The sequence below is a fragment of the Vibrio wakamikoensis genome (assembly GCF_050337275.1).
Taxonomy (GTDB): Bacteria; Pseudomonadota; Gammaproteobacteria; order Enterobacterales; family Vibrionaceae; genus Vibrio; species Vibrio chaetopteri.
Genome location: NZ_JAKJST010000028.1, coordinates 1 through 20,639 on the forward strand (window position 1 = coordinate 1; position 20,639 = coordinate 20,639).

The 20,639-nt window shown below is 46.4% G+C and carries 23 protein-coding genes; 14 read left to right on the forward strand and 9 right to left on the reverse strand.

Going from position 1 to position 20,639, the window contains the following annotated elements; all coding sequences use genetic code 11:
* A partial coding sequence (locus tag L4C42_RS16685; protein WP_429761316.1) for a helix-turn-helix domain-containing protein occupies nucleotides 1-211 on the reverse strand: 211 nt, incomplete at its 3' end.
* A 737-nt stretch (nucleotides 212-948) separates the two neighbouring features.
* Between L4C42_RS16685 and L4C42_RS16690 the strand changes: the two genes are divergently transcribed.
* On the forward strand, nucleotides 949-2,316 hold the full coding sequence (locus tag L4C42_RS16690) for a sodium-dependent transporter (RefSeq protein ID WP_418642023.1): 1,368 nt from the start codon (nucleotides 949-951) through the stop codon (nucleotides 2,314-2,316).
* Between the two features lie 62 nt (nucleotides 2,317-2,378).
* Here L4C42_RS16690 and L4C42_RS16695 read toward each other — a convergent pair whose 3' ends face one another.
* The 3 genes from L4C42_RS16695 to L4C42_RS16705 form a co-directional block, all read right to left on the reverse strand.
* The gene (locus L4C42_RS16695) at nucleotides 2,379-2,570 is read right to left on the reverse strand and encodes a DUF4250 domain-containing protein (protein ID WP_418642024.1); all 192 of its coding nucleotides are present in this window, start codon (nucleotides 2,568-2,570) and stop codon (nucleotides 2,379-2,381) included.
* 9 nt (nucleotides 2,571-2,579) lie between these two features.
* Nucleotides 2,580-2,786, reverse strand: a complete 207-nt coding sequence (locus L4C42_RS16700; protein WP_353496813.1) for a YaeP family protein — start codon at nucleotides 2,784-2,786, stop codon at nucleotides 2,580-2,582.
* A gap of 137 nt (nucleotides 2,787-2,923) precedes the next feature.
* Nucleotides 2,924-4,393 carry an aminoacyl-histidine dipeptidase gene (locus L4C42_RS16705; RefSeq protein WP_429761319.1) on the reverse strand — a complete coding sequence of 490 codons (1,470 nt, stop codon included), beginning with the start codon at nucleotides 4,391-4,393 and terminating at the stop codon, nucleotides 2,924-2,926.
* An 891-nt stretch (nucleotides 4,394-5,284) separates the two neighbouring features.
* On the opposite strand from L4C42_RS16705, the gene L4C42_RS16710 reads away from it, so the two are divergent.
* Together L4C42_RS16710 and gpt are read left to right on the forward strand one after the other, a co-directional pair.
* On the forward strand, nucleotides 5,285-6,577 hold the full coding sequence (locus L4C42_RS16710) for a solute carrier family 23 protein (protein WP_112462098.1): 1,293 nt from the start codon (nucleotides 5,285-5,287) through the stop codon (nucleotides 6,575-6,577).
* A 31-nt stretch (nucleotides 6,578-6,608) separates the two neighbouring features.
* Nucleotides 6,609-7,073 (forward strand): xanthine phosphoribosyltransferase, encoded by a 465-nt coding sequence (gpt, locus tag L4C42_RS16715; protein ID WP_042477599.1) that lies wholly within the window; start codon nucleotides 6,609-6,611, stop codon nucleotides 7,071-7,073.
* A gap of 108 nt (nucleotides 7,074-7,181) precedes the next feature.
* Here gpt and L4C42_RS16720 read toward each other — a convergent pair whose 3' ends face one another.
* Nucleotides 7,182-8,120 carry a DMT family transporter gene (locus tag L4C42_RS16720; protein WP_353496811.1) on the reverse strand — a complete coding sequence of 313 codons (939 nt, stop codon included), beginning with the start codon at nucleotides 8,118-8,120 and terminating at the stop codon, nucleotides 7,182-7,184.
* A gap of 65 nt (nucleotides 8,121-8,185) precedes the next feature.
* On the opposite strand from L4C42_RS16720, the gene ftrA reads away from it, so the two are divergent.
* The 5 genes from ftrA to L4C42_RS16745 all read left to right on the forward strand — a co-directional run bounded on the left by ftrA (nucleotide 8,186) and on the right by L4C42_RS16745 (nucleotide 13,570).
* Entirely contained in the window at nucleotides 8,186-9,190 is a 1,005-nt protein-coding gene (ftrA, locus tag L4C42_RS16725) for a transcriptional regulator FtrA (RefSeq protein ID WP_353496810.1), read from the forward strand.
* Between the two features lie 53 nt (nucleotides 9,191-9,243).
* Complete coding sequence (gene frsA, locus L4C42_RS16730; RefSeq protein ID WP_353496809.1) at nucleotides 9,244-10,491, forward strand: esterase FrsA; 1,248 nt, start codon at nucleotides 9,244-9,246, stop codon at nucleotides 10,489-10,491.
* 131 nt (nucleotides 10,492-10,622) lie between these two features.
* The gene (gene crl / locus L4C42_RS16735) at nucleotides 10,623-11,012 is read left to right on the forward strand and encodes a sigma factor-binding protein Crl (RefSeq protein WP_353496808.1); all 390 of its coding nucleotides are present in this window, start codon (nucleotides 10,623-10,625) and stop codon (nucleotides 11,010-11,012) included.
* A gap of 159 nt (nucleotides 11,013-11,171) precedes the next feature.
* The gene (gene proB / locus L4C42_RS16740) at nucleotides 11,172-12,302 is read left to right on the forward strand and encodes a glutamate 5-kinase (protein WP_418642026.1); all 1,131 of its coding nucleotides are present in this window, start codon (nucleotides 11,172-11,174) and stop codon (nucleotides 12,300-12,302) included.
* A 17-nt stretch (nucleotides 12,303-12,319) separates the two neighbouring features.
* Complete coding sequence (locus tag L4C42_RS16745; protein WP_353496807.1) at nucleotides 12,320-13,570, forward strand: glutamate-5-semialdehyde dehydrogenase; 1,251 nt, start codon at nucleotides 12,320-12,322, stop codon at nucleotides 13,568-13,570.
* Between the two features lie 79 nt (nucleotides 13,571-13,649).
* On the opposite strand, the gene L4C42_RS16750 is transcribed toward L4C42_RS16745, so the two are convergent.
* Both L4C42_RS16750 and L4C42_RS16755 read right to left on the reverse strand, forming a co-directional pair.
* Entirely contained in the window at nucleotides 13,650-14,123 is a 474-nt protein-coding gene (locus L4C42_RS16750; protein ID WP_353496806.1) for a YaiI/YqxD family protein, read from the reverse strand.
* On the reverse strand, nucleotides 14,116-14,403 hold the full coding sequence (locus L4C42_RS16755) for a hypothetical protein (RefSeq protein WP_353498720.1): 288 nt from the start codon (nucleotides 14,401-14,403) through the stop codon (nucleotides 14,116-14,118). The genes L4C42_RS16750 and L4C42_RS16755 overlap by 8 nt, the downstream gene beginning before the upstream one ends.
* Nucleotides 14,404-15,232: 829 nt before the next feature.
* Here L4C42_RS16755 and L4C42_RS16760 point away from each other — a divergent pair.
* Complete coding sequence (locus L4C42_RS16760) at nucleotides 15,233-15,811, forward strand: GNAT family N-acetyltransferase (protein WP_353496805.1); 579 nt, start codon at nucleotides 15,233-15,235, stop codon at nucleotides 15,809-15,811.
* On the opposite strand, the gene L4C42_RS16765 is transcribed toward L4C42_RS16760, so the two are convergent.
* Nucleotides 15,702-16,001, reverse strand: a complete 300-nt coding sequence (locus tag L4C42_RS16765; protein ID WP_353496804.1) for a DUF3301 domain-containing protein — start codon at nucleotides 15,999-16,001, stop codon at nucleotides 15,702-15,704. The genes L4C42_RS16760 and L4C42_RS16765 overlap by 110 nt on opposite strands.
* A gap of 9 nt (nucleotides 16,002-16,010) precedes the next feature.
* Complete coding sequence (locus tag L4C42_RS16770) at nucleotides 16,011-17,060, reverse strand: DUF3549 family protein (protein ID WP_353496803.1); 1,050 nt, start codon at nucleotides 17,058-17,060, stop codon at nucleotides 16,011-16,013.
* Nucleotides 17,061-17,195: 135 nt separating this feature from the next.
* Here L4C42_RS16770 and L4C42_RS16775 point away from each other — a divergent pair, with 135 nt between their 5' ends.
* From L4C42_RS16775 to L4C42_RS16795, 5 genes are all read left to right on the forward strand, one after another.
* Complete coding sequence (locus L4C42_RS16775) at nucleotides 17,196-17,492, forward strand: YqcC family protein (protein ID WP_353496802.1); 297 nt, start codon at nucleotides 17,196-17,198, stop codon at nucleotides 17,490-17,492.
* Nucleotides 17,489-18,262, forward strand: coding sequence for a tRNA pseudouridine(65) synthase TruC (truC, locus tag L4C42_RS16780; RefSeq protein WP_353496801.1), 774 nt, complete (start codon nucleotides 17,489-17,491; stop codon nucleotides 18,260-18,262). The genes L4C42_RS16775 and truC overlap by 4 nt, the downstream gene beginning before the upstream one ends.
* Nucleotides 18,263-18,344: 82 nt before the next feature.
* Nucleotides 18,345-18,794 (forward strand): transcriptional regulator NrdR, encoded by a 450-nt coding sequence (nrdR, locus tag L4C42_RS16785; RefSeq protein ID WP_042496919.1) that lies wholly within the window; start codon nucleotides 18,345-18,347, stop codon nucleotides 18,792-18,794.
* A 36-nt stretch (nucleotides 18,795-18,830) separates the two neighbouring features.
* Entirely contained in the window at nucleotides 18,831-19,940 is a 1,110-nt protein-coding gene (gene ribD / locus L4C42_RS16790; protein WP_429761324.1) for a bifunctional diaminohydroxyphosphoribosylaminopyrimidine deaminase/5-amino-6-(5-phosphoribosylamino)uracil reductase RibD, read from the forward strand.
* Nucleotides 19,941-19,943: 3 nt separating this feature from the next.
* The gene (locus L4C42_RS16795) at nucleotides 19,944-20,597 is read left to right on the forward strand and encodes a riboflavin synthase (RefSeq protein WP_353496799.1); all 654 of its coding nucleotides are present in this window, start codon (nucleotides 19,944-19,946) and stop codon (nucleotides 20,595-20,597) included.
* The last annotated feature ends 42 nt before the right edge of the window (nucleotides 20,598-20,639 follow it).

Below are 20,639 nucleotides of genomic sequence, written 5' to 3' on the forward strand. Positions count from 1 at the left end.
CCGGCGTTTGATTGGAATGGGTATGTCTAGCTCGACTCAAGTCAGCTAAACCAGTCATTCCTTGCTCGCGGAAACGGTTGATCCATTTGTAGCCTGTTTTACGAGCTATGCCATAACGCTGGCACAGCTCGCTAATAGAAAATCGATGGCTAAGCCAATCTTCAATGAAAAGTTCTCTTTGGCTCATGATGCAAGTCTCTTCCCATGGCATAAGCTTCTCCTCTTCGAAGCTTACACATTAGCACTTGTTACCCATGTGCCCGGTTAGAACTGTTACCTATGAGCCCGGTCAATACCGCCTTGAGTAGATTCCTGCCCGCGCAGGAATGACGAATGTAGCTTGTTCAACGAACTCAATTAAGTCGTCACCCCTGCGTAGGCAGGGGTCTTCTATACGCGATCACCAAGCCTTGAGTAGATTCCTGCCTGCGCAGGAATGAAGAATGTAGCTTGTTCAACGAACTCAATTAAGTCGTCACCCCTGCGCAGGCAGGGGTCTTCTATACGCGATCACCAAGCCTTGAGTAGATTCCTGCCCGCGCAGGAATGAAGAATGTAGCTTGTTCAACGAACTCAATTAAGTCGTCACCCCTGCGTAGACAGGGGTCTTCTATACGCGATCACCAAGCCTTGAGTAGATTCCTGCCTGCGCAGGAATGACGAATGTAGCTTGTTCAACAAACTCAATTAAGTCGTCACCCCTGCGCAGGAATGACGAACTAGGGGGGCTTACGCTCAACATGAACTGACCGAGCAGACGGGTAACAGTGTTAACCGAACAAATAGCGTGCAAAAAAAACAGCGAGTCGAACCTATTCTAAGTATTGTTCGTAAATTAATACTTACGTTTGCATTTTTTGTCTTCGTTAGTTTATTGCGCCAAATTGATTGCTTATAATCGATTTTTATCTTAATGTACCAGCAAACTAGTACATAAGAATCTTTACAGTGGATAATTCAAACTTAGCGACGGCTCCAAGGGAGCATTTCGGTTCTCGTTTAGGCTTCATTTTAGCCGCTGCAGGTGCAGCCGTAGGATTGGGTAATATTTGGGGCTTCCCAACACAAGCCGCCAGCAACGGTGGTGGTGCTTTCCTATTGGTGTATTTAGTCATGATATTGGTCGTGGCGTTTCCTATGTTAGTGGTGGAAATGGCCATCGGTCGACATGGGCAAGCCAACCCTGTCGATAGCATGAAGTCTCTTACCTCCCACCCTATCGGCAAGGTGGTTGGTGGCATAGTCGGTTGGATTGGCCTCGCGGTGCCTTGCGCAGTATTGGCGTTCTATTCCATCGTCGGCGGCTGGCTGATTTGCTTCTTGTTTGGCGCACTGGCAGACATTGCCGGTCTGACGTCACTTGCGGACTGGTTCAAAGGTTTTAGTGTCGAAAGAAATGTATTTGGTACAGTGCTTTTCTATTTGCTGACGGTGTTGATTGTTCAAGGCGGGGTAAAGAAGGGCATTGAAAAATGGTCGACACGTTTGATGCCATCGCTGTTCATCCTTTTTGGATTGCTGTTTATCTATATCATGATGCAGCAGGGCGCAGTTGAAGGGCTTAAACATTATCTGATCCCAGATTTTGAAAAAGTGTGGGACAGAAAACTCATCCTCGCGGCCATGGGGCAAGGCTTCTTCTCGCTGACGATTGGTGGCTGTTCGATGCTTATTTACGGCTCTTACTTGTCGAAAAAAGAAAACCTGCCGAAAATGGCAATGAATGTGACCTTAGTGGATACCTCAGTGGCGTTTATTGCAGGCCTTGTGGTGATGCCGGCGATGTTTGTCGCGATGCAAAAAGGCGTTCAGATTTATGCAGAAGATGGCTCTCTATTGAGCTCAGATACCTTGGTCTTTACGGTATTACCGTTGATGTTTGAATCATTGGGCATACTTGGTTTAGTGTTCTCAGTGGTGTTTTTCTTGCTATTGACCATTGCAGCGCTAACGTCATCTATTTCGATGCTAGAGTGTCCGGTTGCCCTTGTCGATGAGCGCTTTAACACCGGCCGCAAGAAAACCAGCTGGGTACTCGGTGCGCTTATTGCGCTGTTTAGTATCTACATCGTATTTAACTTTGGTGATCTGTTTGGATTTGTCGCTATGGTTGCGACGCAATACTTACAGCCTATTGCCGCACTGTTGTTCTGCTTGTTTGGTGGTTGGGTTTGGAGCCGCGCGAGTAAGATTAAAGAGCTTGAACAAGGCTGCCCAGAGTTCCAACTTGGCTGGTTTGGTAAGGTATGGCCTTGGTACGTGAAGTTTGTGTGCCCAGTACTTGTTGTTACCGTGATTTGGGCGTCATTTGGCTAAACACTGACTATGAATCAAGAATGAAAAAAACACCGCTAGGTTTCCCTTAGCGGTGTTTTTGTCTATCGGAACTGACCGGCATCTTCTAGGAAGTCAAAGCCAACACTGGCAAGCTTCTCGATAAGAGCAGGTTTACTGATGTCGAAGTAGTTGACGAGTTTATCTAAATCACCTCCAAAGTCGTCACGCAGTTTCATGTTGACGATACTCATTAGCATCACAGGATCCATAGTTTCAAAGTTGGCTAGATTCATCTTTAGTTTCTACTTATCTTCAAAATCCGAAATCAAAAGGTTTGCTGCCGCGAATGCCGCTTGCTCACGGATATCTTTTGGTAGGCTTTCATTTGCAGCCACTTCGTTTAGAGTACGAACGGCACATGAAATTGCTTGTGGAATGTAGGCTTGATCGCCACTGCCAATTTGTGCGTAGATTTCGCGAACCAAATCACAACAACCGTAAACTTGCATAATGTCTTTCTCTATAAATGATAACTGGTCTCAATATACACAGGCTGCAGAGGAAACTCAAAAGGCACAATTGATGTGAAACAAAAAAGCCGACGTTTTGGTTAAACATCGGCTTATCAATCACAGTTCTGACTTAATTAAGCTTTCGCTGGAATCGTTTCTAGTAGTGCTACCATTTGGTTCCAGAATAGCTCAACCGTGTCGATTTTCACCTTCTCGTCAGGCGAGTGAGGGAACTTAATAGTTGGGCCGAAAGAGACCATGTCCATGTTTGGATACGGTTCTTTGAATAGACCACATTCTAGACCCGCGTGGATCACCATGATGTTTGGTTTGTGACCGTAGATACCTTCGTACATATCACGGAAGATAGCCATGATCTCTGACTCTGGATCTGGCTTCCAACCCGGGTAGGCGCCAGAACATTCAATCGTCGCACCCGCAAGCTCTGCGACCGATGCCAACATGCCTTCTACTTGAGAGCGGCCTGAATCGATAAGCGAGCGAATAAGGCATAGTACTTCAACTTTATCCGCTTGCGTCGTGATCACACCAACGTTTAGTGAGGTCTCAACGACACCTTCAATGTCATCACTCATTCGAATAACGCCATTCGGGCAAGCATTCAGTGCTGCGATAAAGCGCGATTGAGCGTAAGACTCGAACACATCGCTAAGATCATTTGCTTCGTTAAAGCTAACAATGTCAGTTTCAATAGCGCCTAGCTCAGATTTCACTAGCTCAGTGTAGAAGCTGTAAAGTTCTTCTAGCTTCGGTAGGTTTTCTTCTGGTAGTGCTAGAGTAACAAAACCTTCGCGTGGAATAGCGTTACGTAGGCTGCCACCACGGAATTCAATTAGGCGAGCATCAAGCTCTTTTGCGTGACCCGCTAAGAAGCGGCCGAGCAGTTTGTTGGCGTTGCCGCGACCAGTGTGAATATCACAGCCAGAGTGGCCGCCTTTCAGACCTTTCAGTGTTAGCTGACGCGCAACATAGCCTTGAGGTGCTGCTTCACGAGTGATGTCGAACGTAATGGCTGCGTCAATACCGCCCGCACAACCCATGTACACTTCGCCTTCTTGCTCAGAGTCAGTGTTTAGAAGAATGTCACCTTCTAGCCAGCCTGCCTCTAGGCCGAATGCGCCAGTCATGCCAGCTTCTTCATCGATGGTCAATAGAACTTCTAGTGGACCGTGTTTGATATCGTTTGAAGCAAGTACAGCCAGGCAAGTTGCCATACCGATGCCATTGTCAGCACCAAGCGTTGTGCCTTTTGCGGTTACCCACTCACCATCAATGTATGGCTGGACTGGGTCTTGAGTAAAATCGTGGTCAGTGTCTTCATTTTTCTGAGGCACCATATCGATGTGCGCTTGTAGAACCACACCTTTCTTGTCTTCCATGCCTGCCGTTGCTGGCTTTTTAATGAATACGTTGCCTGTATCGTCGCGTTTTACATCAAGACCTTGCTCTTTCGCCCAGCCAATAATGTACTGTGCTAGGGCTTCTTCATGTTTTGAAGGGTGTGGGATTGAGCAGATTTTGTCGAAAAATTGCCAAACCGGTGCCGGTGACAACTTGCTGATTTCAGAATGGAATTCAGACACGGAACTCTCCTTTATGCAGACTAGGCTAGATTGTTATTCCCCAGATGTTTAGATTCGAGGTGAGAACATCTGGTTTTCTAGCTTATTTAAGATAAAGAGAAGGATACCATTAGTTGTAAACAACGAGTAGTAAAAGCAAAGCAATTATGTAATGTCGCGTGTTACTGGAATGATTTATAAAATGCACTGGTATGCATATTGGTGATAATGCTATCCGTAATAAAATTACAGAATTGGCAGTGGATTTCAATGATTATGAAATTTATGTGACTTAGATCGCCATAAGTCTTGTAATTTAAATCCAATATGGTATTCTTTTGAACAGTTGAGTGATTCAACATAGCTTGTTCAAGGATTGAGCCCGATTTATCGCCTCCAAGGAACCGAGATTCAAAGCAACTTTATCCATTATTTGTTTTGTTAGAAGGTGATGTTATGCAAGGTTTAGCAAGCGCGATGTTTTGGACCAACCAAAACGTATACACGAAAGACTTCGCGTACAATGTCTACTACGGTAGATAGTCATTAAGATTTTCCCCTAAATTGAGAATTTGTTGTTGGTTATATACCCCAATTGATGACCAAATTATTCTACCGCCACTCTCTGGAGTGGCGTTTTTTTTGCCTTTTTCTAAGAAATGCCATCTTAATCTCAAAAAGGATGGTGAATTTTTGTCCAGTTATCTCACCTTATCGCTATGATGAAATAGGGCGCAAACGCGGTAACTATTTCAATTTGTTAGCAGTCGTTACCGAATAGGTTTCATATCAAGCGGAAAATATGTTGATTAGAGTCTAAATTCTAGCTGGAATTTGCGTTTTGATAACCTTATAATTCGCGCCAATCGTTTACGCAACCGTTTACTTTTTACACTTTTTAGGGATTCGATTATGCTCGAGAAGCTGTTCAAGCTCAGTGAAAATGGCACTACAGTGCGCACTGAGATTATCGCAGGTATTACTACCTTCCTGACGATGGCTTACATTATTTTTGTTAACCCAGCAATTCTAGCTGATGCCGGCATGGATCGCGGCGCAGTATTCGTTGCTACTTGTCTAGCAGCTGCGATTGGCTGTTTTATCATGGGCTTTGTTGCTAACTACCCAATTGCTCAAGCGCCAGGTATGGGTCTAAACGCCTTCTTTACCTACGCGGTAGTGCTGGGCATGGGCTATACATGGCAAGTCGCGCTGGCGGCGGTATTCTGTTCTGGTATTTTATTCATTCTCTTGAGTGTGTTTAAGATCCGTGAGTGGATCATTAACTCCATTCCTATGTCGCTTCGTACTGGTATCTCTGCGGGTATTGGTCTGTTCTTAGCGCTGATTGCTCTAAAGAACGCGGGTATCGTAGTTGATAACCCAGCGACGCTTGTATCTCTAGGTCACATTACCTCTCTTCCAGCTACGTTAGCTGCTGTAGGTTTCTTCATTACTATCGCTCTTGTTCACCGTGGTGTGAAAGGCGCGGTAATGATTGCTATCCTTGCAGTAACAGGTCTAGGCCTTATTTTTGGTGATGTTCAGTGGGGCGGCATTATGTCTACGCCACCAAGCATTGCACCAACGTTCATGCAGCTTGATTTCTCTGCAGTGTTCGAAATCGGTATGATTTCTGTTGTGTTTGCTTTCCTATTTGTTGACTTGTTCGACACGGCAGGCACGCTAGTAGGTGTTGCTCAAAAAGCAGACCTAATCGGTAAAGATGGTAAGATCCCACGTCTTAATAAAGCACTACTGGCTGACTCAACAGCAACATCAGTAGGTGCGCTACTCGGCACATCAAACACGACTTCTTATGTAGAAAGTACAGCAGGTGTTGCGGCAGGTGGTCGTACTGGTCTTACTGCAGTTGTTGTTGGCATTTTGTTTGTACTTGCTTTATTCTTCTCGCCTTTGGCGGGTATGATCCCAGCTTACGCAACCGCGGGTGCGCTATTCTATGTAGCAATTCTCATGATGTCTGGTCTAGTTGGTATCGACTGGAGAGACATTACTGAAGCGGCACCGGTTGTTGTAACTTGCTTGCTGATGCCATTTACATTCTCAATTGCAGAAGGCATCTCACTTGGCTTCATCGCTTACGCGGCTATTAAGGCATTGAGTGGTAAAGGTCGTGACGTATCTATGAGTGTATGGGTAATGTCTGCAATCTTTGTCATCAAGTACATTGTGGCTGCTTAAGTCTCGAATACGGTTTAATTAGGTTATTATTATGGCTAACAAATTCATCATCACTTGGGACAATATGCACGCATATTGCCGTCAACTCGCTGAGCGTCAAATGCCAGCTGAACAGTGGAAAGGCATTATCGGTGTAAGTCGTGGCGGTCTAGTACCAGCAGCGATTCTAGCTCGTGAGCTAGGTATTCGTTATGTAGATACAGTATGTATCTCTAGCTACGACCACGATCACCAACGTGATATGACGGTACTAAAAGCACCAGAGCACGACGGTGAAGGTTACCTAATCGTTGATGATCTAGTGGATAGCGGCGACACGGCTCGTAAAATCCGTGAAATGTACCCTAAAGCTAAGCTAGTAACAGTGTGTGCTAAGCCTGCTGGCGTTGAGCTAGTTGACGAATATATTGTTGATATCGACCAAGATTGTTGGATCGAGCAGCCATGGGATATGGCACTGTCTTACGTTGAGCCAATTAACCGTAAGCAAAAGTAAACAGTGATGTTTAAAAAAACCGCGATAGTTGATATCGCGGTTTTTTTTCGTCTAGCGATTACTGGAACCACTGGCGATACACTTTGAATTGTCCTGTCTGTAAATCCGTCAGCTAGATTGTTGGCTGATGTTTTTTTGGCGACGCTTCGGTTCATAGTTCGAAATAGCCACGCCGACAAAGATGATAGCGGAGCCTATCCATTGGCTGACTGAGATGTCTTCCTTGAGATAGAACACCGACAGAAACACGGTAATTACGGGTACTAGATTAATAAATGAGGACGCACTGGCTGCACCAATAACGGAAATTGCTTGGTTGAAAAATAGATATGCCACTACAGAGCCACCCAAGGCCATAAATAGGATGGCAACAATGGCGTCGAAGCCTATTGGCTTCAATACCATAGCATTACCTGTCATTGCCCATTCAATGAGTGGCCACGGAAGCAGCAACAGACTTCCATACAGGAAGATATAGTACATAAACAGATTGTTTGGCGTATCTTGTTTGTTGCGTTCGACAAAAATGTTGTAAACAGCAAAGCAGAATGTGCTAAGCAGAAGCAACAGGTCGCCAACGGAATACTCAATACTGAGCAGTTTATCCAATTGCCCATCAAATACGATGTAAATAACCCCCACATAGGCCGCGATAAAGCCAACCACTTTGGTGAGACTCTCTCGTTTTCCGCTGCAAGTAGCGATAAACAGTGTTAGACAAGGAATCGTTGCTTCAATGACACCTGCGTTGAATGCACTTGATAGGTCAAGGCCTCGGAAGTAGAAGTAGTAGCAGGCGGTGATCCCAAAGAAGGCGGTGAGCGCTACCTTGATATGGCGCATTATTGGCATGGAATAGCGCTGAATCTGTCGCCGATAAAGCAGCGCTAACACCAAAGCGGCAATACCGAATCTTAATATAGTGACCATAGAGACAGAAAAGGTCTCCATCGCTATTTTCCCTGCGATGGCCGAGCCTCCCCAAAAAAAAGCAGAAAGGAATAATTTGAAGTAGGTCGTCAGGTTCATCGCTTGGCTAAAGTCCATGTGTGGTAATCTTTACCAAAGGCTATAAGCAAAAAGGCTCATACAACAGAATGGATAGGGACAAAATGCATCAAGATCATGCCAACTCGTTGCCACACGCTGTTGTTTTAGTGGGATTCGAGTTACTGAGAACCTTTGAGTTTGGCTGTGCGGTGGAAATTTTTGGACTTGAACGACCAGAGCTTGGCGTTGATTTGTATCAGTTTAAAGTGTGTGGGATAGAGTCAAGTACGGTGCAAGCGATAGGGGGCGTGTCGGTGACGTTTGAGCACGGTCCAGAGATACTAGAGCAAGCCGACACAATCATTCTTCCTGGTTGGCGAGATGTTAATGAGCAGCCCCCAGAGGTATTGGTCAATGCACTAAAGCGAGCTCATGAACGAGGCGCACGTATTTGTAGTATTTGCACAGGGGCATTTGTGCTCGCAGCAGCAGGGTTACTCAATGGTCGAGCGGTGACGACACATTGGCATCATTCAAACCTACTGTCACAACGCTATCCAAGCCTTCGGGTGTCCCCATCTTCGCTGTACATCGAAGATGGCAATATCTTGACCTCAGCGGGCTCAGCGGCGGGATTGGACATGATGCTCTATATCGTACGTCAGGATTATGGTTATAGAATTGCCAATATGGTGGCACAGCGCTTGGTGATACCGGCATACAGAGATGGTGAACAGCTACAGATCGTTTCTCAAGAAGCGATGGCGACTTCGCAGACTAAGATTGCGGAAGTTATGGATTGGGTAAGAGAGAGACTGTCTGAACCTCACAATGTGGACTCTCTTGCCAGTCAGATGGATATGACGCCGCGTACTTTTCAGCGAACATTTAAGAATGTTGTAGGGCTCCCTGTGATTGAATGGCTAACGCGAGCACGAGTGGATCGCGCTAAAGAACTGCTAGCAACGACCTCTTCAACGGTGTCACACATTGCCTACCATTGCGGCTTTGCCTCCGAAAGTACCTTCCGACACCAGTTTCGAAAGCTAGTAAGTCAAACGCCAACTGAGTTTCGGCGTCAATCATCGAGTAATTTGCAGCAATTGAGAGACAAAAACACTGAATAATCGCGATTATTCGATTATATTGTTGCTGTTAACAGGTAATGCTAGGTGCGCGTATGTCCGAAGAAGTCAGCAAAAACATCTCTGAAACCTTGTTTGAAAAAAACAAGCAGGCTAAAGAAACCTCCCACCTTATCCGGTATATGCCAAGCAGTATCCGAGTGCTTGAGGAGCGTCGATCACAGCAGCCAACCTCTTGGTATCGCAACTTATTGCGTTTGCAGTGGGTTTGGCAAGGGATGGATCCGATTGAATTAGAGTCGGTATTGGCAAAAATTGCCTCTTCAGAACACTCGAGAACGGTTGATGAGTGGCTGGATACCGTTATGGGGTACCACGGTGGCAACTGGAACTATGAGTGGACTAAGCATGGCATGATGCATCAAAAGCGTGCCAATGATTTGCAAGGCGATGCTGCGGCGGAAGAGCTGTTTAAAGCATCGCTTAGCTTTAGTATCGCAGGCTACCCCCATCTTAAAAATGACAACTTGGCACTGCAAGCTCAGGTTCTGGCAAATAACGCCTACAATGAAGCCGCGAAACACACCAGTCACATCATTAAGCAAGTTGAGATTCCTTATCAGAATCGACGCATTACCGCTAACCTTCACCTGGTAAGCACCGAAAAACCTCAGCCTGTTGTCATTGTTAGCGCTGGACTTGATTCGTTGCAAACCGATATGTGGCGTTTATTTAGAGACTACCTAGCGCCGGCCGGTATCGCGATGTTGACGGTGGATATGCCATCGATAGGGCACAGCTCACACTGGCCACTAACCGAAGATACCTCTTGTCTGCACCAAGCGGTAATACAAGAGCTGCCAAATATTCCTTGGGTTGACCATTTTAGAGTGGGTTTGCTCGGCTTTCGTTTTGGCGGCAACGCCATGGCTCGTTTGTCGTTTCTTGAGCCAGATAAAATTAAAGCGTGCGTGACGCTTGGTGCACCAATTCACCACTGTTTAGCGACACCGAAGATCATTCAGTCGATGCCGAAAATGTATATCGATATGCTAGCGTCTCGTCTTGGGAAAGATGCGGTAGACATTAATAGCCTTGCTGGGCAACTGATGGCATGGTCGCTGAAAATTCAAGGCTTCTTATCATCTCGCCGAACTAAAGTGCCTATTTTGGCAATGAGTATGGAAGGGGATATTGTGTCGCCGCTATCCGATAACCGCTTGTTAGCGATGTTTAGTCAATATGGCAAAGCACGTGAGATACCTGCAAAAGGCATAGCTAAGGGATATGCGCAATCCCTCGAAATGGCCATCAAGTGGTTGGAGGACGAACTTTTAAAGTGACATTTGTGCAAATTTAGTGAACTATGTGAAATGATTGTGTAATCAAGTGCATGATAAAAATATAAATTAAACACAATTTATTATCGCTATTTATGTTTTATCCCTATTTCATATAGAAACGGAGTTTCCCTATGTCAGAAACGGCGAAAACCCCTACTCACTATCGCTTAATTGCTGCGTTTAAAGCTATTGGTCCGTATTTACGAGAAACCTTGAGTAAAGACGGTAGCTATCACTTTGACTGCCTTTCGGTGTGCGTGGATGATGCCAAATCTCCAGAAGATAGAGAGTTTTGGGGCTGGTGGCTCGATTTAGCCCTAGTAGATGGGCAGTTTGAGGCGACGTATCAAATCGGTCGCTACAACCAAACAGGCGAGTGGATTTTAGAATCGGCACCAAAATCGGCTATTAACGAAATAAATCGCACCCAAGAGGTGTTTCATCAAAAATTGGAAGCGACACTTAAGGATAAGTTCGAACTCGCTGTCTCTATTCATGACGACTCAGTAGAGTTTGTATAACCGCCTGTCATTAGGCTCCAGAGCCAGCCTTGAGCAGCTTTGGAGCCTTTTTTGTGCCTCTTTGCCCCCCGCTTTGCTTTTTTACTTGTACAAATGATGTTTGATTGCTAAAACATCACTCCTTATTCAATTTTTCACGTCAAACAAGTAGAGATAACTTTGGATATTACTCGTCAAACTGCCGACAAAAAAACGGTAGTGGTGAAGTTAGGTACTAGTGTCCTAACAGGTGGTTCCCTAGCGCTAAATAAAGCGCACATGGTTGAGCTGGTCAGACAATGTGCTGAGCTGAAAAAGCTTGGACACTCCGTTGTAATGGTATCGTCAGGTGCAATTGCGGCGGGTCGCGAGCACCTAGGTTACCCCGAACTTCCCAAAACGATGGCGAGTAAGCAGCTTTTAGCCGCTGTTGGTCAAAGCCAGCTTATTCAAGTATGGGAGTCTTTGTTTGCTATTTACGGGCTTAAAATCGGCCAAATGCTGCTAACGCGTGCCGATCTTGAAGATCGTGAACGCTTTCTTAATGCACGCGATACCATCAATGCCTTGGTTGAGAACGACATCATTCCAGTGGTGAATGAGAACGACGCAGTTGCGACCAGTGAAATTAAGGTTGGCGACAACGACAATCTATCGGCATTGGTGGGTATTTTGTGTGGTGCGGATAAGCTGTTGCTGCTTACCGACCAACGCGGTTTGTTTACCGCCGATCCTCGCAAAGACCCAAATGCAGAGTTGATCCGTGAAGTGACAACGATTGATGAAACGCTTCGCAAGATCGCAGGTGGCAGCGGTACCACATTAGGAACCGGTGGTATGGCAACCAAGCTTCAAGCGGCAGACATTGCACGCCGAGCAGGGATTGAAGTTATTATTGCAGCGGGTAGTGCGGAAAACGTGGTGTTTGACTCACTATCTGATGAGCCTCAAGGTACTCGCTTCTTGCCTCTACCAGAAGCATTGGAAAATCGTAAACGTTGGATACTCGCAGGCCCTGCAGCAACCGGTAACATTGTTATCGATTCAGGCGCAGTGAATGCGGTAATAGGCAAGGGCAGTAGCTTACTTGCTAAAGGGGTTATAAAAGTTTCAGGCCGCTTCGCTCGTGGTGAAGTGGTACGTGTGACGACCAATGACGGGGCTTTAGTTGCAAAAGGAATTTGTGGCTACTCCGATGCCGATCTGTCCAAAATAGCAGGTAAGCACAGTAAAGAAATTGCTGATACGCTTGGCTATGATTATGGTGCAGAAGTGATTCATCGCGACGATATGGTCGTCATTCAAGATTAAGAATAAAGGGAACCGTTATGGACATGATTAAACTAGGCCAAAACGCGAAGCAAGCCAGCTTTGCTTTGGCGACCGCGTCAACGGCGCAAAAGAATCGCGCACTGCAAATCATTGCCGATGAACTTGAAGCAAACGCCGACGTTATTTTGGCTGCGAATGCGAAAGACATCGACCTAGGTCGTGAAGCCGGTCTAACAGAAGCGCTACTTGATCGTCTGCTGCTGAACAAACAACGCCTGAAAGGCATTGCTGATGACGTTCGCAACGTTATCACTCTGTCTGATCCTGTTGGCAGTGAAATCGACAGCAAAGTGCTTGAAAACGGCATGAGCCTATCGCGCCGCCGCGTGCCACTTGGTGTTGTTGGTGTGATTTATGAAGCACGTCCAAACGTTACGATTGATATCGCAGCACTGTGTTTGAAAACCGGTAACGCCAGCATCCTTCGTGGTGGTAAAGAGACCTTCTTCTCTAACATGGAACTGGTTAAAGTGATCCAGTCTGCACTCGATAAAGCGGGTCTGCCTGCGGCATCAGTACAGTACATTGAAAAACCGGATCGTGAACTGGTTTCTAAGCTACTTAAGCTGGATGACTACGTAGACATGATCATCCCGCGCGGTGGTGCTGGTCTTCACAAAATGTGTAAAGAGAACAGTAACATCCCAGTTATCATCGGCGGCTTTGGCATTAGCCATATCTTTGTTGATGATAGTGCGGATCTTGCTCGTTCTTTGGATGTGGTTGAGAACTCAAAAGTGCAACGTCCATCGGCATGTAACTCATTAGATACTCTGCTTGTGCACGAGAAAGTCGCAACTGAATTCCTACCAATGATCGCTGAGCGCTTGAAAGGTAAAGTTTCACTGGTCACAGAGCCAAAAGCGAAAGCGATGTTGGCAGGTTTTGATGATTTGCGTGACGCAGGTGAGGGTGACTTTGATACCGAGTGGCTGAGTTTCACTTTAGGTGTGAAAGTTGTGGCAGATGTTGAAGAAGCCATCGACCATATGCGCGTTCATAACGCTAGCCACTCTGATGCGATCATGACTAACAGCCTAATTAACTCAGAGAAATTCATTAACTCTGTAGGCTCAGCTGCAGTTTACGTAAATGCTTCGACACGCTTCACGGACGGCGCTCAATTTGGTCTTGGTGCAGAAGTTGCGGTATCAACGCAGAAACTCCATGCTCGCGGCCCTATGGGGCTAGAAGAGTTAACCAGCTACAAGTGGGTGGGTAAAGCGGATTACTTACCGCGTCCATAACGCTTGACTACATTGAATACAAAAAGAGTCAGTCGAATATCGGCTGACTCTTTTTTTGTTTTGAGGTGGTCATTTCAACCTAGCGTGTTGCTCTTGCCAAAAATCTGTCTAAATGGTTGGCAAATTCACGGCGCTCTGTCTGCCCAAGTGGTGCCGGACCACCAGTTTGAACTCCACTAGAGCGCATAGTGTCCATAAAGTCACGGATATTAAGACGAGCCTTAATGGTATCTTTAGTATAAAGCTCACCGCGTGGGCTGAGCGCCAAAGCATTTTTAGTGATCACTTCATCTGCCAAAGGAATATCAGACGTGATAACCAAGTCACCGGCGTTGACTCTTTTCACGATTTCATTGTCTGCAATGTCAAACCCAGCAGGTACGGTTAGCGAGTGGATATTGTCTCGTTTCGGTACAGGTACGCTGTGGTTAGCAACAAAGGTACAGGTTAAGCCAGTGCGTTCCGCGGCTCGGCACAGTGTTTCTCGAATCACTTTTGGGCATGCATCGGCATCGACCCAAATCTTAACGGCTTGTTTTAACGGTTCAGTCACGAGATTGCTCCAATGCAGTCAATCGCTGAGTCAGTGTGGCAACTTGCTGCTCTAATTCCTTCACTCTTAGCTCTAGAGGTTGCTCTGCTTTCTCAGCAGCGATTTCAACTTTTGGTACATGTTGACTGCTCTTCCAAGATTTGATCACGGTGATCAGCGCAGGCATAGGTACTTTAGTCTTCAAACGCGCTTTTACTAGTGCGACGGTTGGCTCTTTTCCCTCTGCGTGCAATGAGCTGATTGCAGCTTCAATCTCAGCGGAGACATCTTTGGTTATCATGTTGGTTATTCCGTTAAATAGGCTAGCCATTAATAGTACCTTCGAATCTAAGGGAGGTACAGATGGAGCTTGTGTGACGGTCATCACCAGTGACTTGAAGCGAGTGAATCTAAGACATTAGCCAATTTGGAAACACCCTGTGCGAGATCTCTCACACGAGCTGTGAGATAAAGAGAAAAAATCGCCAGAAATTTGGAAGAGAAAATCAATAAGCTCATGTTAAATATGGTATTTAACCTTTAATTAACAGTGTCGACGAAAAACTTTTTGAATTGGGTAGATTGTCCAGAATCGCCATTAGGGTAAATTAGAACCTGTCGGAAGGATGCTGACACGGAACAGGAATGACATTGGAAGGTCATCTTCAGGAAGAAGATTTGGTTACCAAGGGAAACGTAACCAGCACGGAAGTTAGGATAGCGCGGGAAGCGAACAATCATCAGGACGGTGATTTTTAGGGAAATGGATACACTCAGGAAGAGTGCAAGGAACCCCATCAGGATGATGGTCAAGGACACCGCTCAAGGAACAAGTGAAGCGAGCTGACTGGGATAGTTAGCGTCATTGGATGAGATGGACACCGCTAGGACGGCGACGAATGGATATAGCTGAAGGATTCAGCCACTATTACGGATGATGCATGGAGCATTTTTAGTAGCCGGACTGCTGCGAGTAAGACTATAGCCCCAATACGCAAGTGTTGGGGCTTTTCTTATTTATAAACCCTAACTTTCATACTTCTCTTGTAAGTGTCGCACTTAATCTAAAGAACACAGAGCCTAAAGCCTATATTAGGTTATTTGGGTATTCAGTTACGAAAAGGAAGTCAATGACAATAGTTACTCGCAGAACCATTCTCGTCCCCTATACCGACTATCTGGAGTCGGATTTTCTGATGCTTAACGTGTGTGCGAAAAATCGTAAACACATGAATGGTCCTCATACCCTAGCCACTGCGCGTCGATTGTTTCATACCATATTGAGCGACTCAAAGTTCTATGCGATGGCGGCTCTGGATCTGCGTACGCGCGATTATATGGGGCATATTTTCATTGAGCGCGGAGCGGAGGGTGAAGGAGAGATAGGCTATATCTTTGACAAGCAATATTGGAACAAAGGGATTGCAACAGAGGTATTAAGAGCGTTTATTCCTGATGCCGTCCATACTTTAGGGCTTAATAGGCTTGAAGCGAACGTCGATATTGACCATGCCTCTTCGATTCGATTGCTGAGTAAACTCGGGTTTGAACAGTACGGACAAGCGGAAGATGAGCATGGCCCGTACTATCAGTTTCAATCTACATTCGGTGTGCTGGAAAGTGAAAGTTCAGCACATGAAAACCTTTCATCACCAGCTTTCCTTGGTAATAGTCGTCACCGAGTGCTGAAAACTCAAACTCATAAATAGTGTGCCAACCGAATCGGCCGTTGGCATCTCTAAGTCTGTGAGCACCAAACGAGACGCTCAACATTTGCAGATCTAACTCCTTACAGCGACGTGTCACCGCCGCCTTGGCAATCTCAGATTGACGCCGCTGCTGCCAAAATACAAAGCAGAACACACTCAGCGCCAATATCATCAAAAGATTATCTATCATTTCACCTTCCTAGTGAGTTTTTCCTTGTGTTGCCGCCTGTTGCAACGCGATCAATGCGCTGGCGAGCTCTGGTGATGGGCTAGAATGCAGCAGTGGCAAAAGCACTAAACGCAGGCTCGGCATCATCACTAGATCGGCAAATAATTGATTAAACAAGCCTTGGTTGCCAGTTTGAGCCAAGCGTACCAAGAACTTCTCGGCTAAGGCTGGCGTAGTCAGAGGCTGCCATGCACGGCCTGCTATGGCAATCAGCACTTCCAGATGACTCAAGCGCGCACTGGCTAAAATATCAGTAACTAATGACTCTAGCTGCTCTGGCTTGCCACCCGATAGCGCACGAGCATAAGCGGCTAACAAGAATAGATCCGGCTCGTCGGACTCGCATTCAAATTGAGCAAGTTCGCGCAGCGTTGTAGAGAGCTTTTCTGGCAACGCCACATGCTCAAGTGCGCCAAGCAGGGCATAGCGGGGCTCGCTGGCAAGGTGACGCAGGCTGGTGCGGATCAAGCGACCGTTTTCATCACGTCCAAGCCTAGTTGCCATATCGGTGATGCCTTGCAGTCCAACCGTTTGCCAGTTATCCCAGCCAAGGTCGCCACGGAAGTAGTCACGTGCATGCTGATAGTATTGGCTGGTGGTCAGATCCAATTCTGCTCTTAATAAGCTATGGAATACAGCTAACTTGTCGTCTGTTGGTTTAAACGTAAATGGGTTGTTTGACAGCTTTTTTTGCTGCTCCTCGCTCATCTCTTTTCCAAGACGTGTCCCCATTGCTTCAAGAACGTATTTTAGAAACTGGCCGACATCGACTTGGCTCAGTAATCCACGCTCATCAAGCTGGAATTTAAGGAACCAAATCCAAGGCTGTTTTTCTTCGTTCCAGTAGGCGATGGCAAACTGAGCCTGTCTTTGAATCGGATAAGGGTAAGGCTGACTAGCGCGCTCGACGGCAGCAAACTGATCGTTATCAATCAGTTGTACGCGTCTTGAGATATCGTAGATGTGATATTGGCAGCCACTGTTGACCAATAGATCCGTCAAAGTATGAATGGTTTCCATGGAGGGGTTCCTAGTACGGTTTGGGTATAGAACAATAAATGGTATTCTATCGCCAATTTTCAAGTCATTGACGACCATTTTCAATAGCGATGATGCAAAGTCGTGAAATAGTTCGTCGCGCTACTAGATAGATCTATGAAGTTATTACTTGTTGAGCTGAAACAGCAGCTTAAAAAACACTCACTTTGGCAGCTTAACGCCCCAAATATAGTGGCATTGAGTAGCCAACAGCCGTTCGCAGTAGATACCCTTGAGCCCCAAGAGTGGTTGCAATGGATTTTTATTGCCCGAATGGAGTCCCTGATTGAGGCCGGTGGCGACACCCCAAAAGGGTTTGAAATCACGCCATACTTTGAAGAAGTGTGGAAGCGACGTCCTGAGTTGGCCGAGGTTCTAATGGTACTTAAACAGATAGATGAGGCCGCAAAATGAGTGAATCGACAGCTTTACCAGAGGTTGAGCTACTAGAGATTGTCTACCGAGACGAGTACCTCATTGCGGTGAATAAGCCTGCGGGTATGTTGGTACACCGCTCATGGCTAGATAAAAATGAAACACGTTTTGTCATGCAAACTTTGCGTGATCAAATTGGTCAGCACGTTTTTCCTTTGCACCGCTTGGATAGACCAACATCGGGTGTGTTGTTATTTGCACTTTCGAGTGAGATAGCAGCGAAAGCGATGCCGATGTTTGCCGAGCACAATATTGAGAAAACCTATCACGCCATTGTTCGTGGCTGGATTGAGCAAGGCGATGTTTTAGACTATCCACTGAAAGTGGAACTCGACAAAATTGCCGATAAGTTTGCCGACCAAGAAAAAGAGGCGCAGCCAGCGGTCACCGCCTATCAGCCATTGGCTAAGGTTGAAGTGCCATACTCGACAGGTCGTTTTCCAACTAGCCGCTACTGCTTAATGGAAATGAAGCCAAAGACGGGTCGTAAGCACCAACTTCGTCGTCATATGCATCATTTAAGTCACCCGATTGTCGGTGATACGACTCATGGTGATGGCCGGCACAATCGCTTGTTTAGGGAGCATTACGATACCCATCGTATGCTGTTGCATGCGTCTTGTTTGGCGTTCAACCACCCAATTACTGGCGAGCCAATACGTATTCAAGCAGGGTTTGATTCGGTTTGGCAGAGTCTAATGAGTGAATTTGGCTGGCAAGAGTGTGACGCAATCCAAGATTACACCTAATTACGTTACTTTACGGACTAAATAGTGGATTTCTTAATAGGTGAATTTTCGCTAAACTGTGGTCTAAACCATAGGAGGTGTTATGCATTGTCCATTTTGTTCAGAAAATGACACAAAAGTTATCGATTCCAGACTGGTAGCCGATGGCCATCAGGTGCGTCGTCGTCGTCAATGTTTGGCGTGCAGTGAGCGTTTCACCACCTTTGAAACCGCCGAACTGGTTATGCCAAAGGTGATTAAATCCAATGGTAATCGTGAGCCTTTCAACAAGGATAAGATGGTCGGTGGCATTCAGCGAGCGCTAGAAAAGCGTCCTGTAAGTGCAGACTCGATTGAACTTGCGATCAGTCATATTGAATCTCAACTTCGCGCTACCGGCGAGCGTGAAGTCCCAAGTGAAATGATAGGAAACCTAGTCATGACTCAGCTGAAAGAGCTGGATAAAGTGGCCTATATCCGTTTCGCATCTGTTTACCGTAGTTTTGAAGACATTCGCGAGTTCGGTGAAGAAATCGCTCGCTTGGAAGACTAACAGCCACCCCAAAATCAGCGATAGGTATGGATTACTATGAGTCAGTTTAGCGCTATTGACTATCAGATGATGAGTTTAGCGATTGACCTTGCCAAGAAAGGCCGCTTCACCACTGCTCCAAATCCGAATGTCGGCTGCGTGATAACGCAAAATGATGTCATTGTGGGGCAGGGATACCATAAGAAAGCGGGTGAGCCGCACGCCGAAGTGCACGCAATGCGTATGGCGGGTGAGCAAACTAAGGGCGCGACGGCGTACGTCACCCTAGAGCCATGTTCCCACTATGGGCGCACGCCACCCTGTGCCGAAGGGCTGATTAAAGCGGGTGTCGCGAAAGTCGTCTGTGCCATGTCCGATCCAAACCCGCAAGTCGCTGGGCGTGGTTTTGCCATGCTTGAAGAGGCGGGTATTGAAGTGCAGGTTGGCATCTTGGAGCAAGATGCGCGAGCACTAAATCGAGGCTTTCTAAAGAAAATGGAAACCAATCGTCCCTTCGTTCAGCTTAAAATGGCGGCCAGTCTCGATGGGCAAACCGCACTTGCTAATGGTCAAAGCCAGTGGATCACAGGCGCTGAAGCGCGCCGCGATGTACAGGCGTATCGTGCTGAAGCTGGCGCTATTTTGTCTACTAGCCGCACCGTTATTGACGACAATGCATCTCTAAATGTTCGCTGGAATGAACTGCCAAGCCAAGTTCATTCGGTGATTGACTCCACAGAGCTTCGTCAGCCAGTTCGTGTCATATTGGACAGACAAAATCAGCTCAGCTCTGATCTAAAACTGTTCAGCACCGAAGGCGTTATCCTCCGAGTGGCTCATGAAGGTGGCGATCTTAACATCCCAGCAGGTTCAAGCGAGCAGCTAGACCTTGCCCAAACGCTAGATGTACTAGCCGAAGAGCACCAAATTAACCATGTTTGGGTGGAAGCGGGCGCAACTCTGGCGAGCTCTATGATAGAGCAGCAGCTTGTCGATGAGCTTATCGTCTATTTAGCACCTAAGCTTATGGGGGCTGATGGCCGAGGACTGATCGGCGCGCTTGGGCTTGAGTCGATGCAACAGGTTATCGATCTCGATATTAAAGACATTCGTTTGGTGGGTAGTGATATTCGAATCGTTGCCACGCCACAGCTAAAAAAGAAATAGAAGATGTTTACAGGAATTATTGAAGCCGTTGGTACCCTAAAAGCGATTACGCCAAAAGGGGAAGACATCAGTGTTACCGTTGATGCTGGCAAACTGGATATGGCCGATGTAAAACTCGGCGACAGTATTGCGACCAATGGTGTGTGTCTAACTGTGGTGGCGTTCACTGACAGTAGTTACCAAGCGGATTTATCATTAGAGACGCTAAAGAAAACCGGCTTTGCCAACTACAGCGTGGGTGACAAGGTCAACCTTGAAAAAGCCATGTTACCGACCACGCGTTTCGGTGGTCATATTGTCTCTGGTCACGTCGATGGCGTGGGTGAGATTGTCGACAGACAGCAAGTCGGTCGTGCAGTTGAGTATTGGGTACAGATGCCATCGGAAATCACTAAGTATGTCGCCCAAAAAGGCTCGATTACTGTGGATGGTATTAGCTTGACAGTGAACGATCTTCGCAAAGATGCGTTTAAGCTAACTGTCGTGCCACATACGTCAGAAGAGACCACCATCGACCAGTTCCAGGTAGGGCGAAAAGTAAACCTTGAAGTCGATGTTATGGCTCGTTACATGGAGCGATTACTTCAAGCGCAGACTCACTCTGAGCCTGAGTCGAGACTGACGATGGAATTCTTACAACAAAACGGTTTTGCCTAATCTCGCGAATCTAGTTCTCGAAAATCTAAGAATTGCAAAACC